The 17,752-nt window shown below is 61.3% G+C and carries 7 protein-coding genes and 1 pseudogene; 2 read left to right on the forward strand and 6 right to left on the reverse strand.

Annotated features, from left to right (window positions below; all coding sequences use genetic code 11):
- Positions 1 to 360 precede the first annotated feature (360 nt).
- On the forward strand, positions 361 to 576 hold the full coding sequence (locus tag QNA11_RS20310; RefSeq protein WP_283481660.1) for a hypothetical protein: 216 nt from the start codon (positions 361 to 363) through the stop codon (positions 574 to 576).
- A complete protein-coding gene (locus QNA11_RS20315; protein ID WP_283484520.1) occupies positions 566 to 2,635 on the forward strand; it encodes a recombinase family protein in 2,070 nt (689 codons plus the stop codon). The genes QNA11_RS20310 and QNA11_RS20315 overlap by 11 nt, the downstream gene beginning before the upstream one ends.
- Here the strand turns inward: QNA11_RS20315 and QNA11_RS20320 are convergent.
- The 6 genes and pseudogenes from QNA11_RS20320 to QNA11_RS20345 form a co-directional block, all read right to left on the reverse strand.
- Positions 2,635 to 3,673, reverse strand: a pseudogene (locus QNA11_RS20320) (IS3 family transposase); the annotation flags it as partial. The gene QNA11_RS20315 and the pseudogene QNA11_RS20320 overlap by 1 nt on opposite strands.
- 355 nt (positions 3,674 to 4,028) lie before the next feature.
- Positions 4,029 to 4,967, reverse strand: a complete 939-nt coding sequence (locus QNA11_RS20325) for a GIY-YIG nuclease family protein (RefSeq protein WP_283484521.1) — start codon at positions 4,965 to 4,967, stop codon at positions 4,029 to 4,031.
- Between the two features lie 112 nt (positions 4,968 to 5,079).
- Entirely contained in the window at positions 5,080 to 6,339 is a 1,260-nt protein-coding gene (locus QNA11_RS20330; RefSeq protein ID WP_283484522.1) for an AcrVA2 family anti-CRISPR protein, read from the reverse strand.
- Positions 6,340 to 6,419: 80 nt separating this feature from the next.
- On the reverse strand, positions 6,420 to 6,977 hold the full coding sequence (locus QNA11_RS20335) for a hypothetical protein (RefSeq protein WP_283484523.1): 558 nt from the start codon (positions 6,975 to 6,977) through the stop codon (positions 6,420 to 6,422).
- Between the two features lie 705 nt (positions 6,978 to 7,682).
- Complete coding sequence (locus tag QNA11_RS20870) at positions 7,683 to 8,072, reverse strand: hypothetical protein (protein ID WP_502867587.1); 390 nt, start codon at positions 8,070 to 8,072, stop codon at positions 7,683 to 7,685.
- A 536-nt stretch (positions 8,073 to 8,608) separates the two neighbouring features.
- On the reverse strand, positions 8,609 to 17,725 hold the full coding sequence (locus tag QNA11_RS20345; protein WP_283484525.1) for a PKD domain-containing protein: 9,117 nt from the start codon (positions 17,723 to 17,725) through the stop codon (positions 8,609 to 8,611).
- Between the last annotated feature and the right edge of the window lie 27 nt (positions 17,726 to 17,752).

The following is a 17,752-nucleotide window of genomic DNA, read 5'->3' on the forward strand; positions in this document are numbered from 1 at the left end:
GAAGAAGGTTTGAGAACACCCACAAGACCGCTTGCAGGGAGGTTTTATATCGACTCCATCCGTGGTTCGGGCGTGAGGTCTTCATCCACGCGTCGATTGATAAGACGGATGGCAGCGTATTCCGGTGTTCAGTCGACGGCTCGGACGTCAAGCGGTGGCTCGAGATCCCCGCATGGATGTTTGATCGCGCTGCATGCGGGTCCGACGTACGCTTTTCCTCCGTTCCCGTCGTTAGTCTGCAAGCGCTCAGCGCGTTATCCGCGCTGCTCGATCAGGTGTTGAAGAACACGGCGCCATCATCGAATGCCCGGGTTCCCAGCGCATCCGGAGTCTCTCACGACCCGAATCAGGGAGAGACCCATGGTGCGGAAGACGACGGCGGCAGTGACCGGCAAACGGCTCAAGCGGCGCCTCCCGCCGCAGCAGATGGATTTATTCTCACAGGGGGTAGCGGCCGGCGCACCCAATTGGCTCGACCTGCCAAAGGATGCGCGAGAAGCGCTGATCGGTCTGATGACGCGGCTGATCCTGGCGCATGCGCGGACAACGACGAGGGGAGCCGGCCATGAGCAATGACAAGATCGGCCCTCACCATCTGGAGCGCAAGGCGATCCTCTATGTGCGCCAATCCTCGGCCCACCAAGTGCTGCACAACCGCGAGAGTGGCGCCTTACAATACGCCATGCGAGATCGGCTGACGGCGCTGGGCTTCACAGAGATCGAAGTGATCGATGAGGACCTTGGCCGCTCGGCGGCCGGCAGCGTGCAGCGCGCCGGCTTCGAGCGAATGGTCGCCGAGGTCTGCCTCGGCAAGGTCGGCGCCGTCTGCGCCCGCGAAGTCTCGCGCTTCGCCCGTAATAGCCGGGATTGGCAACAACTGATCGAGATGTGCCGCGTCGTCGATACCGTGCTCGTCGATCAGGAGACCATCTACGCGCCTCGGCACGGCAATGATCGTCTGCTGCTTGGGCTCAAAGGAAGCCTTAACGAATACGAGCTCGATCTTCTACGCCAGCGCTCGCTTTCCGCCCGTTACGCTAAGGCCCGGCGCGGCGAACTCGTCGTTGCGGCTCCGGTGGGCTTCGTGAAGGCCGGCGACCGATACGAGAAGGATCCGGATCGGCGCGTGCAAGCGGCAATCGCGCTGGTCTTCGACAAAATCGAGGAGCTCGGCAGCGCGCGACAGGCGTTGCTTTGGTTCCATGAGCAGGACCTTGAGCTTCCCGTGAAGCAGAGGGATGGCGAGACAACCTGGCGACGGCCCAATTACGCCACCCTCCACAGGATGGTCGAGAACCCGGCCTACGGAGGCGCCTATGCTTATGGTAGAACGGCCGCAACGATGGGATACGGCGCCAAGGGCGCCGGTGCGCAAATCCGCCGCAAAGCACGCGCCGACTGGCTTGCGCTGAAGCCCGGCGCCCACGACGGCTATGTGAGCTGGGAGAGGTTCGAAGCGATCCGCACCATGGTTTCCAGCAACATTCCAACGAGCCGGCATCACGGCGCGCCCAAACATGGCGACGCCTTGCTCGCCGGCCTGATCCGTTGTCGCCGCTGTGGGCGCAAACTGACGCTACGCTATAGCGGCATGCGGCATCATATCCCGCGTTACAGTTGCTCGCGCGGCTGGATGGATAATGGCGAGCCGCGCTGCATCGCGTTCGGGGGCTTGCGCGTCGACGATGCAATCGAGGACGCGCTTCTTGGCGTTGTTGGTCCCGGCGCCATTGCCGCATCGGTCGCTGCGGCCGAGGAGGCTGCCGAGCGTCGGGATCAGGTGCGCGACGCTCTTGGCCGCGATCTCGAGGCGGCGCGCTATGCCGCCGACCGCGCTTTCCGGCAGTATGACGCCGCCGACCCTGCCAACCGGCTGGTCGCCAGCGAACTCGAGGCGCGCTGGAATCAGGCCCTTGTCCGCATCGCCGACGTCGAAAGCAAGATCGTTGCGCATGAGGCGGCTTCTCCGACGCCGACGATCGACCCGCCCGCGCTTGCCCTGCTGGGAGCGAACCTCAAAACAGTCTGGTCAGCCCCGACGACGGACGCGCGGTTGAAGAAGCGCATCGTGCGCACGCTGATCCACGAGGTCGTGGCGGATATCGACGACGATGCTTCCGAGATCGTTATCGCCGTCCACTGGACAGGTGGCGTTCACAGCGAACTTCGCTTGCCGAAGCGCCGACGCGGACAGCGCAACAGCACACCCGCTGACATCATCGCCGCCGTACGCGAGCTGGTGCTGATCGCCAGCGACGATCTGATAGCCGGCCTTCTCAACCGCAATGGCCTCAAGACCGGCCACGGCAACCGTTGGACCCGCGAGCGCGTCACCTCGCTACGCTCGCACCATCGCATCCCGGTGTTCAAAGCCGCTGAGGATGGCATCGAGCCCTGGCTTAACCTCTCCGATGCCGCACGCCTATTGAAGGTCACGCCCAAGACCCTCCGACTGGCGGTGGAAGTCGGCGAGATCGAAGCCCGACGGCCTTTGCCAGATGGACCCTGGATATTCGCGCGCGCCGCGCTTGCGACCGACGCGGCCAGATCGATCGTCGAAAGAGCGCGTCGCAACGCGAGATACCCCGCGGGACCAGGCCGCGGCCAGCAAAGCCTATTCCCTTCAATAACATAGAGAGATGGGTGTTGTGATGCGCGGTTGTAGTCGCTTACCCATTCGCCGATCTTCGCCCGCGCGTGGTCGAGGCCGAAAAACAGCGTCTCATTCAGAAGCTCATCGCGCATGCGCCCGTTGAAGCTCTCGCAAAAGCCGTTCTGCATCGGCTTGCCCCGCGCGATGTAACGCCATTCGATCCCGCCTTCGCTTGCCCAGGACAGGATGGCGTTCGAGGTGAACTCCGTCCCGTTGTCGGAAACGATCATGCCCGGCTTGTCGCGCCGCCGGATCAGCGCGGACAGCTCACGGGCGACGCGCTTGCCCGAGATCGACGTATCGGGGATCGCCGCCAGACATTCGCGCGTCACGTCGTCGACGATGTTGAGGATGCGAAAGCGCCGGCCACAGGCGAACTGGTCATGCACGAAGTCCAGAGACCAGCGCGCATTCGGCTTCGCCTCGACGAGGATCGGCGCCCGCGTCCCAACGGCGCGGCGTCGGGAGCGGCGCTTGCGCACCGTGAGCCCTTCCTCACGATAGAGCCGGTAGATGCGGTTCTTGCCGAAGCGCTCGCCTTGCTGACGCAGCAGGACGAACAGCCGCCGGTAGCCGAAGCGGCGGCGAGCGTTGGCGAGTTCTCGAAGCCTTTCACGCAGAGCCGTATCGGCCTGACGCTTCGGGGCATAGCGGACCGTCGTGCGGTCGACGGCGACGATGCAGCAGGCCCGACGCTCCGACAGGCCCATCACGGCCCGAAGATGCGCGACGGCTTCGCGCCTGACGGCGGGCCCTACCATTTTTTTCCAGAAGCTCCCGGAGCGCCGCCGCTTCCAGCATCTGATCCGCCAACAGCTTCTTCAGCTTTGCATTCTCCTCCTCCAGCGCCTTCAGACGCTTCGCTTCCGAAACGTCCATGCCGCCGAATTTGGCCTTCCAATTGTAGAGCGTCGCTTCCGAAACCGCGTATTTGCGCGCCAGATCCGCGACCTTCGCGCCCGCTTCCTGCTCCCGCAAAATCCCGATGATCTGCTCTTCCGTGAACCGCTTCTTCTTCATCTCGTCCGTCCTGCAATGGGCCGGACTCTAATCCAAGCTGGAGGAGTTTTTCAGGGGCAGGTCATAGCCGATCCGATATCCCGCGCGGTGAATCTCGCCGTCCTTCCTCGTCCAAGGATGGCGCGGCAGCTTGTTGCTCGGAGGCGGGCTGCGCTTCTTTCGGGGCGTCGCCTTCTTCGTCGTGCGCGGCTTTGAGGCCATGATTTGCTCTCTCCAATCTCACCCCTACGATGAGCTTTTGAGAGACAGGAATCAAGAATGAGTTTTGAGAGGTAATTTCGCCAGTTTCGGAGGGTGGTGCGCTCGCCCGCGCCACTCTCTCAAAAACGACCGTTTTTGAGAGACGCAAGTGTGCTCATTTAAGCACACGCCCATATGTCTTGCCTGAAATGAGGTTGCGTACGCGCTTTTCTGACGCCCCAAAACGGTCCGCCAACTCAGGAGGCGAGTGGCCTACCGCGTGTAAGTCAATAATTGTGCGCAAAGCGCCTAAGCTGAACCTGTCAGAACGACCGCATAACACACGCGCAGCATAGTCAGGGTTATCCCAGAGAGCCGCCACGACCGGATTCGGCAGGCTGACACGACGCTCCTTGAGAAGGCGATCGAGAAGAGATTCTCGATCTTCGAGTTTACAGGGAGTGGCGCCTACGTATTTGCTCAAAAATTTAAACCCAGCCTTACCTCCGGGAATCATATTGAGCCCCTTAGGGTGGTCCAAATAATATGAGAATGCAGCGACACGATCCTCTTCAAAGCTCATCGCCTGATCCTCATCCGCACCCACCATAAGAACGTGGGACCGGATGATCTTCGGCTTCGCACGGAGCGCTTTATGGAAAAGCGTGTTCGAGCCGGAGCGCGCCGACTGAAGGTGGCCAGTAAGCCGCTGCCGCCAACCCTGCTTTGTCAAGCCGACGTAAATGTATCCGTCTTCGGTATCGGCTTCGCTATCGAAAAAGAGCTTATGCGCATAGACTGAATACGTGCCTTTGAGGCTCTTATGATTTGGATGCAGGTACCCCATTCGCATGCTCAGCGTAAGATCAGTGGCGTCACCGCCGGGAATTACCACCTCAAGTCCACCCGGCTCGAAGTAGGAATGTGCCTTGCCGCCGATAGCTTTCCATGCCTTCCGGTTTCGGTCGAATTCCACCGAGAAAAAATGGTCTCGGACGTGATTGCCCTGCGCTTCCATTTGGAAACAGACGGATACCAGTGCCGAGAATGCTTCACGGCCAAGGCCGGTCAGATAACGAAAATTTTCGAGGCGAAGATCAGCGTTCTTGAGCATGTGCGTATCAAACCATAGCTAAGCCCATCCATCAAAAATATGGCCTTCTCTCAAAAGGGATATGATTTTCGTAACAATCAGCGTGTTGCGAAATCGTTGATTTATGAACCGCCTAGCTGTGAACTGTATATATTCGACCTTTTTCAGGATGCCCTTGATCCGACCGCACCAAAGTTGGCCTTATCCATATAAGCCGCCGATCTACTAGGTTGGGACCGTGAGCTTGTCGTCGCCAGTGACCACGCCGCCAGTGAGTAGCCACCTCCTGCGACGCTGCTAATTCTGGATCGTTTTCCCTTTGATAGGGGGAGTCTCGATTAAGCGAGACGCGATGGACGGCGAAAAATCCGGTTTCGGCGAGCTGACCGGCGGCGGTCTTTTGTCGCTTGGCGGTAGTCGCATTGGTTGCAGAATCTACGAGAGTTTTAGGCGCGTCATCTGGCCATTCGGCGTGTGAGTTCTGCGGCTCAGCCGACAACAAACACAACGCGTTGCAAATCAGCGATATGACGGATTTTGCCGTTGGAATCGCTTCCTCGTTGAATAGCGCTTTCCGTTGATACCCTGTCACAGAAGGAACGCCGATTGAGACGCCTTCCTCGCGCGCCACTTGAACCCCATGCTGTAATCGATCAATCGCCTCTTCGTCGGGTTGAAGGGCAATATCCCTCGTTGCCACAGCAAGAACCATTGCCGCTTCCAAGGTTTGCTCTGGGTTGTCTAATGAGAGCGGCGCAAAAAAATGCGGCTCGTGATTCACAATCCACGAACCATGCTTGCGTTGCGTTTCGTCTCGCTGTCTTGACGTGATGTAAAAAGTCAACCGCTCTGCTGGGTCATTTTTACCAACGTAATGCTCTACATAGGCACCGTCGATGATATTGGGGGCTCCCGGGAGTCCGAAGCCTAACCCTCCCTCGAACCCGAGATAGAATGCTCGGAAAGGGAGTTTTATGTCTCCGAGGCGGATGTCCCCCAGATCGGTCTTGCCCAGAAGCGATATAAGATTTCGGTCGATCAAAAAGGAGTTGCGGCCTGCCGCTGTGAAGGGAATTAGGTGAGCTATGGTGCTCGAAAGGGAAACAAGAATATCGCTTGTCTCAGGTCGCTGTTCAAAAGCAATTTTCTCAAGCGCGCGATTGTAGATGTTCGCCGTAAAATCAACGACGGACTGAAACTCATCGCCTGTCATCAAGCCTTGTGAAAAATTCCGAGCCGCGTGCCTAATAAACGGCCATGCTTCTTTGGGAAGCTGACGCACGAAACGCATAGGGTGAATTTCGTCCGCCCTCATCACCACCACCGCTTCCGAAAGCGCTCGTTCGCTCCATTGCGTCAGCCTGACTCCCGCCAGATCGTCGGTAAAGGACATTATCACATATAGCCGTGGCTGCGGTCGGCGCGGCGAGCGGCCATTCCGGCTCCCCATCGGACCCTATTCGATGCCCACCTTTAACGTAGAGCTCCCTCGCGGAGCCCGAGCACATAGCGGGCCCACTGGTCGCCGCCCGAGACATGCCGCAGCTCCGGGGCGACATCGGGCCCGTTGTAGTAAAGCTCGTCGTTGCCGTGGGGCGCCGGCCATTGATGGGCGGCAAGGTGTTCGAGGGGGTCGTAAGCAAAGGCGATGTTACGACCGTCCGAACCGCGGATGGCGTCGAGCCGCATCTGGTTGGTGCGGGCGCGGAAGGAGCTGCTGAAGTCCCACGCCGTGGCGTTCGCCGCCTTCGGCTGCCGGCGCGTCGGCTGGCCGTCGGGGCTCCATGTGTAGAGGTTATCCGCGTTCTCCAGCACACGGTCGGCAGCATCGGTCGAATAGCCTGCCGAGATATGCGAGGCGATGCGGTTGCCTTCCGCGTCGTAGGAATGGCTCTCGATCTGCTGCGGCGGTGACGTCCGGGCCGCGCTGGCCAGCCGCTCGACCGTGTCGTAGGTGAAAGTCTTCGTGCCGGCGAGCTCGCACAGCGCCGAGAGATTGCCGCGGATGTCATAAGCGTGGTCGAATTTCATGAGGGGCGTGTCTGTCCAAAAGACAATCTCAGGCGTCCCCATATCCAATATATCAATAACAACTGAGCGATTGCCATGAGAGTTTGAACTCCAAGCCAGATCCCCTGTTGAGGGAAAGATGCCTCGGGACCGATATCGCATCCGCTTATTAGCCATCTACATGGCCTGTAAACTATGTATTCAAAGATATACCCCAGCGGAACTGCTAGATACCACATTACAACTATAACTTCTTCAACCGTCGCCGTTTTGTCGGCGGTGCGCCATCCGATCAACACAGACGCATATAGGTATATTGAATATACCAAGTGAAATAATACGAACACGGCATAGAATATAAGAATAGCGCGCGACACCATCGCAAGATGCTTCATTTTCATACTCACTGCTGGAATGCACACTTGAATTCACAATTCGAGAACAGATCAGAGGCAAACTCCTGACATGTATAGTCTGGCAAAGAATATCTGGGAGGCGCCAACTGCAATCTGTCGTAAACACACTTGTTTACACACGAATTGTTGAAAACAGTCTCACAAAACTCGGGCTTGCACACATCGCCGTCCACCCATTTGCCCCCGCCTGATCCGCGGCAAAATACATCACCCGCCGGACCGCGAGCGCATAGATAATCGTGGTGGAATGGCCCAACGTCGTTGCCGCGCGGCGCCGGCCATTGACGACCGACGAGGCGTTCGAGGGGGTCTAAGCAAAAGCGATGTTGCGACCGTCCGAGCCGCGGATGGCGTCGAGCCGCATCTGGTTGGTGCGGGCGCGGAAAGAGCTGACGAAATCCCAGGCCGTGGCGTTGGCCGCCTTCGGCTGGCGGCGCGTCAGCTGGCCGTCGGAGCTCCATGTGTAGAGATTATCCGCGTCCTCCAGCACGCGGTCGGCGGCGTCGGTCGAATAGGCAGCCGAGATATGCGACGCGATGCGGTTGCCTTCCGCGTCGTAGGAATAGCTCTCGATCTGCTGCGGCGGCGAGGCCCAGGCCGCGCCGGTCAGACGCTCGACCTTGTCGTAGGTGAAGGTCTTGGTTCCCGCGAGTTTGCTCAGCGCCGAGAGATTGCCACGAATATCATAGCGTGGCCGAATTTCATGAGGGGCGCGTCAGTCCAAAAGACAATCTCAGGCGTCGCCACATCCAATATATCAACAGCAACTGAGCGACTGCCGTGAGAGTTGAAATCCAAACCATATCCCCTGTTGAGGGAAAGATGCCTCGGGAGGGATCCGCACAGTCGATTATGCAAATAAAAACGGCTCCCCCCCAATTTCTTCTTATTCCCGGCGCAGCTGCCTCGGAAAAAGCAGCTTCCAGATAAACACGATTTGCAAACAATACCCAACTATATGAACGCCGTTGTAAATATTCAATCCACACGCCGATGGATACGCAATGAAATCAGCGCACCCAACTGCACTGATAATAAACCTGAACAAGTAAAAGTCAATTATTAATCCAATCGGAAACGCAAGTATGTCGAATATCAACACATACCCGCGCGCGTTCTCCGGCCAATCTGAACTAAAATCACCTAAGCCGTCGTACGCCATTGCGATTTGCAACAAAAGTGAAGTTATGCAGAAAAAGCAAACTATTAGCTTCACATACGACACCTTGCGGTTATTCATTTCGAGTAAGCTCCCTGAGCACACTTAATTTCACATATCTTAACAATGTGATCTGCCGCATCTTTGCAGTTCGCCTCTCCATTAAGGAATTCACCCATGGCAGGTCCCGGTCCGGACAATCTGGTGTAAACACAGTTGCTCATACAAGCGTCATTTGAAATTGAAGAGCATATACTTCCGTTCCCTCCGAGCGAGTCGCCAGTCACCCATCCGCCCGCGGGCCCCCCAGCACCATTACATTTTAAGTCTCCCTTGGGCCCAGATGCACAAAGGTATGAGTGGCTGATTTTTTGACATATACGAAACGCTAGTTGAGCGACGCGTCGCATAGTATTATTCGAATCGAATTTGAGGGGACGATCACACCAGTACACTTCATTATGCACCCACGCTCCAAACCTTCCCACAAAATATGAGTGATCCTGAGCCACTTCGAGATTGTAAACGACCATTTGGCGACCGATCTCCTCGATCGCAACGACTTTGAGCTTCGCGCCCCCTTCCGCGTGGAGAGTATCTCCTACCGCTAGCTCCCGCACGCGCGTGAAACCAAGTCCATCCTTGAAGAACGGATGCTCGCCCGTCACGCCGTAAGTTTCGCGCTTTCCATCCTCGGCTTCAACCGTCAGACGAACAATCCCCGGCGCTAGCCGCCGGAACAGGTCGGTTACCGGCCGCCAGACCGTTTCCGCCGTAAAGGCGTCCCGAGAGGCGATCAGATCGCCGACCTTGATGTCCTCGATCTTCTTCGGTCCATCCTTCGTGAGCACTTCCGTGCCCGACTCAAAAGAGAAGTGCGAACTAGGGCAAGACGGGGTAGGCGGACAACTTGGCCCGTCACCGCCCGGGGCGGGCTTGGGCGGCTGCGGAGGCGTCCCTGTGGCGCCGCAGGCGCCATCGGACTTGAGGTCCGTGTAGCCATCGAGCCCAAGCGCAACTTTGGCGAAGATTGTGTTCAGATTGCAAGCGATCCTGCGATACTGGTCAACGGGCGAGAGCCCTATCAGGCCGCTATAGTCCGCCGCGCTCAATCCGCTGGGATCACCCCAATTCTTCGGATTGTTCCAGGCGAAGCTGTAAAGATTGATATCTCCCCCGCCATACCCCAGCGGATCCTGCGCCAAAAACCTCCCCAGCACGGGGTCATAAAATCGCGCGCGGTTGTAATAGATGTCCGGCCCAGGCACCCACTCGCGCCCCTTCCAGCCATAGGGCTGCAGCGGCAGGCTCTCGACCACGGCCAAACGTCGCCCGAAGCTGTCGTAGTCGTAGCGGTTGGCGTCTACGCCAACGGAGTCGGAAAGCATGCGGATCGAGCCTTCACCGTCCGCATGGTAGTAATATTGCGCGCCCGTACCCGGCGTCGGCTGCGCGCCTTGCGCGTAGAGCTCCGTCGCCAGCGGCTGGTCGTTGCGGGGCCCGTGCACATAGCGCACCCACTGGTCGCCGCCCGAGAGATGGCGTAGCTCCAGGACGAAGTCGGGTCCGTCGTAGTAGAGTTCGTCGTTGCCGCGGGGCGATGGCCATTGATGGCCGACGAGGCGTTCGAGGGGGTCGTACGCGAAGGCGATGTTGCGACCGTCCGAACCACGGATGACGTCGAGCCGCATCTGGTTGGTGCGGGCGCGGAAAGAGCTGACGAAATCCCAGGCCGTGGCGTTGGCCGCCTTCGGCTGGCGGCGCGTCAGCTGGCCGTCGGAGCTCCATGTGTAGAGATTATCCGCGTCCTCCAGCACACGGTCGGCGGCGTCGGTCGAATAGGCAGCCGAGATATGCGACGCGATGCGGTTGCCTTCCGCGTCGTAGGAATAGCTCTCGATCTGCTGCGGCGGCGAGGCCCAGGCCGCGCCGGTCAGACGCTCGACCTTGTCGTAGGTGAAGGTCTTGGTCCCAGCGAACTCACTCAGCGCCGAGAGATTGCCGCGAATGTCATAAGCGTGATCGAATTTGAGGACTGGATTGCCGGTAGATGTCGGTGCATGCGCGACGCTCGCGAGCCGCCCGGTCTGCGCCTCGAAGGAGACATCGGCCTCGAGCCCATTGGGATAGACGAGCCGCTGCGGGCGCCCCGCGAAATCATAGCTCTGGGTTATGTCCTTGCCCCAGGGCGCAGTGATCGTGGTCACCCGATCTTCGGCGTCATAGGCGTAGCGCGTCACGGCCCCGTAATTGTCGCTCATCGCCATGCGCCGCGACAGCGCGTCATAGCCATAGGAAAAGGCGACGGAGACCGGATAGCCTGCCGTCTGCATGCCAGTTGGACGGTTCAGCGCGTCATAGGCGTAGTCGTAGCCGACGCCAGTGTCGCCGCGCACCGAGACGAGGTTCGAGGCCGCGTCGTAAGCGAAGCTCGACCCGCCTTCCCGGATCAGCCGCTGGAGCGGATCATAGGCAAGGGCCTGCGTCTGTCCCGAGGGCGTCGCAAGCGATACGGGATTGTCGATGCGGTCGTAGTGCGTGAGCCAACGCCCGCCCAAGGGGTCGACGCGCAAGTTCAGCCGCTTGAAGACGTCGTAGCCGAGCGCCGTCGTCTTTCCGCGCGCATTGATCACGCTCAGGGGATTGTCGCGCAGGTCATAGGCGAGGCTGCGCGTCGCGCCGAGCGCGTCAGTGACCGAAACCGAGCGATTGGCGGCGTCATAGGCGTAGCTCGTCACCGCGCCCGAGGCGTCGGTCGTGGTGAGGCGATTGCCGTTGGCGTCGTAAGTGAAGCTCGACGTCCCGGCGTCGGGGGTCGTCTCCGAGAGCAGCCGGTTGTTGGCGTCGTAAGTGCGGCGCGTGACATTGCCGGCGGGATCGACAATCTGGATGACATTGCCATTGCCGTCATAGCCTGTCGCCGTCACCTGGCCGGCGGCGCTCGTCTGCTCGATGACGCGGTTGTTCGCGTCGTAACGCGAGGCGCGGTTGCGAGCGATCGTAGTCCCCGCCGCGTCGATCGTCAGGATGAGATTGCCGCTCGGGTCGTAATAGCGCTCGAACGTCGTCCCCAGCGCGTCCGTCGTGCGCGAGAGATTGCCGTTGTTGTCATAGGCGTAGGCGGTCACATGGCCGAGCGGGTCGGTCTTGGTCAGCGCAAGGCCGCGCCGGTCATATGTGTAGGCGGTGACGCCCCCCATTGCGTCGGTCAGAGCCGTCATATTGCCGTTGGCGTCATAGCCCCATTTGCTGACATTGCCTACGGCGTCCGTCTTCTGGGCGAGCTTGTTGTGCGTGGGCTCGTAGACGTAAGACGTCAGACGATCGAGTATGTCGCCCGTCTGCGGGTCGTTGCCATGCCCGACGCCCTCGTGCAGCTGGATCAGATTGCCGCGCTCGTCCCAGAGATATTCGTTGACGAGCGTGTCGGACGACCCGATCTGCGGCAGGCCGAGCGGGCTCGGCGCGATTGGCCCGGTGCTGGTTCCCGCCGGGATTTCGCTGCGCACGACATGATTGGCGTCGTCGCGATAGAAGCGCGACACGCGACCGAGCACGTCGGTGACGCGCACCACAGCGCCCCACTCATTGACCTCCGTTTCGCTCAAATTGCCCTTCGCGTCCTGCATCTGGGTGATGCGCGCCTCGAGAGGCACGAAGGCAGCGTTGGTGGGGCCGCCAAGATCGACGCCGAGCGCGTCGAGGCCGAGCGCATTCGAGACGTCGAGCTTGACCGAGTTGCCGTCTGGGTAGGTCTGGCCCTTCAGCTGGCCGGTCGACGTATATGTGTTGCTCGTTTTGTCGCCATTGGGGTCGATCGTCGCGACGAGCTGGTGATTGGCGTCGTAGAGATATTGCGTGACATTGCCGAGCGGGTCGGTGACCTTTGTAAGATTGCCCGATCCGTCGTGCTCATAGCTCGTCGTTCGACCCGCGCCGTCGGTCGTCGACGCCAGCCATGAACCCGAATAAGCGAAAGCCGTCGTCTTGCCTGTGGGCTCGACGATCTGCGTCAGCTGGCCCTGGCCGTTGTAACCGTAGTTCGTGACATTGCCATTGGCGTCGGCGATGCTTGTCTGGAAACCATTTGCGTTGAAGGCGACGACCGTGCCGTCATTGTAGATACGGCTGTAGGTTCCGTCGCCGTTCTGAACGAGGCGGGTGTAATCGCCGATCGGTGAGACAAAGGCGCCGTCGGGATGCGGATTGCCGAAGAAGATGGCGACCCGGTCATTATCGATGTCGTTGACGGCAATATCGGAGATTCCGTCGCTATCGAAATCCACGACGTCGGTCTCGATGCCCACCCGGAACGGCGTGTCGATCTTGATCGGCGTTGGATTGAAGCCGCCCTTGCCGTCGTTGACGAAGACGTAGAAGCCGGCGGTCTTCGCAGTGACGATCAGGCTCGGGCGATTGCCCGCCGCCAGCGGCGCCAGCGTGACGCTGTCGGGCGCAAGGCCGCTGGGGAGTTTCAGCGTCTGGCGGATATATTGATTGCCCGCGCCGGTCATGCGCCACTGGACGATATAAACGGCGTCGGAGGCCGCGACCGCAAAGGCGGGCAGACCGGAGGCGTCGATGTCGCCCGTTGCGAGCGCGCGCGACGGTCCCGTAGGCGCGAGTGGCGTGGGCATTTTAATCGTGTCGATGACGACCTCGTCGTCCTGGACCTGCCAATAGCCAAGCGTGCTCGGCCCGCGCGACCACTGGCGATAGTTTCCGGTCGTATTGCCGCCATAGGTGAAGGAGAGCGAGCCGTCGGCGGTCAGCACCGCGACGGTGTCGTGCTGAAAACCCGGCAGGCGCACCTTCACATGGGTGACGTTCGTGCCTGATAGGGCCGGCGAGTCAAAATGGAAGGTGAAATTGTTGCGGCCGTCGTTGTAGATGATGTGAAGGTCGGGATGGTAGCTCTGATTTTCGCTCATCATGAGATGGCCGCCGCCGTCTCCGATGAAATCCCCGGTCACAATGGAGCCGCCGGCGCCATTGGACTCGACGGCAAGCGGCACGGGGAAGAAAGCCCCGCCGGTGGCGCCGAAGAGGATCTTCGCCTGATTATGCTTGGAGTTGACGTAGGCGACGTCGATATTTCCGTCGTTGGTCACATCGCCCGCCGCGACGTCCGTCACATCGACATTGAGTGTGCCATCGGCGTTCTGGAGTCCGGGATCGCCAATAATCGGCGTGGCGGTTTTGATGAATTGCCGGTTGCCGCGGTTGAGGATGACATTGAGCGAGCCATCCTTCCAGCCGAGCCGCAGGATCGAGGGAAGCCCGTTGCCCAAGAGGTCGGGCGTCGCGCCTAGGAACGGACCCTTGACCGGGATATAGACCGGGTTTGGCAGGAAGTCCGGCGCCTGCTCGGCATGGGCGACCAGCGTCCTTCCGTTGCCTTCGACAATGGCGAGGGAGCCGTCCGCCTGCTTGCTGAGCTTTTGCAGCTCCGCGAGCTGCCAGCCGGCGCCGAAGGCGCTCTGCCCCTGATTATTGACGACCAATGTTCCCGTCGTCTGAGCGGCGACAGCCGAGCAGGCGAATTTGCTAATGGTCAGCAGGGAATATCGATAGGCGCCCGACGTCAGACTCGTGGCGTCGGCGACGCCAGCCTGAATGACGCTGTTGTCGCGCGCGCCATCGAGCGCGGCGGCGCCCGCGCCCGTAAGCGGCATCGACAGATTGGTGGTCAATATCGTCGGCTGCGTGACGCCGGCGACGGTGAGCCGCGTCGTCAGGGTCTGCGGCAGGCCAAGGCCGGCGCCGAGCTGCGCGGCTGCGTCAATGATCGGACGCGCGTTGGCCGTGGTCGAGTGATAGACAAAGGTCAGACCGCGACCGGCGTTGAGCACGCGCGATCCAGGCGGCGAAAAGCTTGTGGCAAGATCGCCGGTCCCCAGCACGCTGGGCGCGAAAAAGTCCGCGGGCTGCGTTCGTGTCTCGGCGACGCCCGCATGGCGGGGCATCATGGCGAGGATCGTGCCGCCGGGGACGCCGCCGATTAGCGTCGCAATACTCCCCCCATCGGCCGAGACCTGCCCGATGCCGACGACACGTGCATTGGCGAGCTGCGGATCGAAGGCCCAGAGGTCCACCTGCGCGCCGGCAGGAAGCTTATCATTGTTGGCGACGGTGAGCTTGGCCGCCGGATTGAATGTGACTCCTGTCGGAGAGATCACCAACAGCTGGCAGGGCGCGAAGCCCGGAGGCAGATTGACAGGCGTATTGGGCGGCAGCGACCCGATCGAGACCTCCCCGGTATAGGGCGTGCCGTCGGCGTTGAAGGCCGAGTTCGGCGCGATGGTTAGCGTGACGCCGAGCCCCGGGTTCGTGATCGTCGTCGTCCCCGAGCCGTTGATGCTCCCGCCGCCCGAAGCGCGCGCCAATAGAATCGGGCCGTCAAGCGTGTTGGTGACGCCGGCGATCAGCGGCGCCGAGACGACCGTGTCGAGATAGAGCGCACCGTCTGGCGCGGGCGCGGCGCCAGACGCCGAGACGGCAAGCGTGTCCTGACCGGCGGGCAAGCCGGAGAGCGAAACCGCGCCAGTTGCATCGCTCGTCGCGCTGGCGGCGCCGACGGAAACGACGACGTTCGGAACAGGCGTCAAAACGCCATTAGCGTAATCGACCGCGTCATAGACCTTGGCGGTCAGGCCTGCGGTCGTCCCGGAGGGCGAGCCCGTCACCGTCACAGGAACGGTCTGGGCGATGGCGTCCTTGCCGTTCGTGGCCTGAAAGGTGAAGGAATAGCCCGACGGATCATTGCTCTGCGGCCGGAACTTGAACGCCCCTGTCGCCACGTCGAAGCTCGCCCCCGTTGGGAGCGCGCCGGAATAGGCATAGCTCACGGGCTTGCCCCCCGAATCCTTGGCGACGACAGTGAAGGCTAGGCTCGAGCCGAGCGCGACGCTTTGGGCCGGTAAGGGCGTGAAGACGAAGCCGCCCTGAGCGACGATCGTCGCGGTGGCGGGCGTCGACGCGCCATAGGCGTCGGAAACGATGAGCTGGACCACATAGGAGCCCGCGACGTCCGGGATCAAATGCGCGACAGGCGCGCCTATGTCGGTCAGCGCTGCTTGGCTGCCGGCCGGCGCGCCCTTCAGCGTCCAGGAGAAGCTAAGCGCATTGCCGTCCGGATCCACGGAGGCAGATCCGTCGAAGGCCGCCGTCTGCGCTACCAAAACCGGCGATTTGGCGACGATGGTCGCAACCGGCTGACGCGCGGAAACGTCTAGAACGAGCGTTCGTGGCCGGCTGTCGAGCACGCCGTCGGAGACGATCAGTTGCATGACGTAGCGGCCGTAGACGTCGGGCTTCAGCGTCGGGCGCGCGCTTGTAGGATTACCGATTTGCGCCGTGGACGTCGCTGGCCGCGATAGCAGCGACCATTTGTAGGTTAAACCGCCGTTGGGCGTCGCCGGCAGATTGGGATTGACCGAAGTCGAGCCGTCGAACTGGACGGCGACGCCGCGGTAAATGGGCCCCAACTGCTGCGGCATCGCGACAGGGCGCGCCTCGACCGTCGAGACCACGATGTCGTCGTTCGAGAACAGCAGCCGATTCTCGACCAAGAGCTGCACAATGGCGAGCTTCAAAGCCGGACCCGAGCGCTTCTCCTTCTCCTTCTCGTCCTTATCCTTATCTTCGTCCTTGTCCTTGGCTGACGTCTTCCCGGCAGGAGAGATGACAAAATCCGTGACGAGAGAGGACGGAGCGGAGAGCTTGCCCGGCAGCTGATCGCCTAGGCCGAGGATCGTCCATGTCGGCGCCAGCGGGCCAGCCTCCGTATCGCGAGACGCAGAACCATCCAAGGTGACAGCGGCGCCGGCGCGCGCCAGCGGATCGGGCCCCGCGACGGCGAACGGCGCGGCGGCGTCGGTCGTGATGACGACAGTGGCGGGGCGGGCATGGCCGAAGCTATCGTCGACGACAAGCTGGGCGACATAGGAGCCCGCGAGATCGGCCGTGAAGGTCGGCTTCACCGACGCCGGATCGTCGAGCTTAGCGGCCGACCCCGCCGGCCGGGAAATCAGCGCCCAGCGATAGGTGAGGAGGTCGCCATTGACGTCGGTCGAGCGCGAGCCGTCGAGTGAGACCTTCGCCCCAACGGCGATACGCTGGTCGTCGCCCGCATTTGCGACGGGCGCGACATTGCCCGTGGTCAGCAGCGAGGTCGCGAAACGCGCGTCCCGGCGACGCGGCGGCGCGTCGTCGTCATTCTCGCCTTCGCGCGACGCGCCCTGGAGCATGACCTGAACGACATAGTCGCCGGCAAGATCAAGCGTCGCCGCCTGACGCGCGTCAGGCCCGGCCTTTAACAGCGCCGCGCTGCCTGTGGGCTTTGACAACAGCGCCCAATTGGCATTGGGCGAGGCCGCCCGTCCCGGCGGCAGATAAGTCCCGTCCGCATCAACCCGAGCGGTCGCGCCCTTGGAGAGGAGTTGCGCGGGCCCGGCGCTCGCCCGACCGTTCAGTTTGTCGCGCGTGGAGAAAACGACGCGCGACGGCGCGCTGCTCTTGCCGGTCGCGTCGGTGACGACAAGCTCCGCGACATAGGCGCCCTCGGCGTCGATTGTGAGCGTCGGCCGCGCTGCGGTTACCGAGGATAAAGCGGCGGCACTCCCCTTGGGGCGCTTCACGAGCGCCCACTGGTAGGAGAGGGCGTCGCCATTGGCGTCGAAGGAGCGCGCCCCGTCGAGCGCGACCGTCGCCTCGACGCTCACCCGCCGGTTGAGACCCGCGTCGGCGACGGGGGCGACATTGGCGGTCGAGACGACGACCGTAGCGCTGGCGGGGGCTGGCCCCTCCTCGCCCTCCTTGGCCTGGGCCGAAACTGAAAAGACATAGTCCCCGGCGATGTCGACAGTGAAGGTCGGCCGCACGGACGCGGCGTCGGAGAGCCGCGCGGCGCTGCCCATTGGCAGCTTCACGACTGTCCATCGATAGGTGAGCGCCCGACCGGAAGCGCTCGTCGAGCCAGAGGCGTCAAGCTGGATCGTCTGTCCGATCGCCGCCAGCCGGTCGAATCCCGCGCTTGCGACGATCGTGGCGGAGCCGCCGAAGGCGTCCGCATGGGCGAGGGAAACCGGCCCGAGGAACGAGCCCTGGAAAAGACCGAAGGCGATAAGCGCCCGTAATGTATTAGGAATTCTATCGCAGCCAATCCGAGCGTATAAAGCGCCAAACGAAAACATTTCGATGCCTCAGATCAATGCAAGCAA

The sequence above is a fragment of the Methylocystis sp. JR02 genome (genome assembly GCF_030063565.1).
GTDB classification, from domain to species: Bacteria; Pseudomonadota; Alphaproteobacteria; order Rhizobiales; family Beijerinckiaceae; genus Methylocystis; species Methylocystis iwaonis.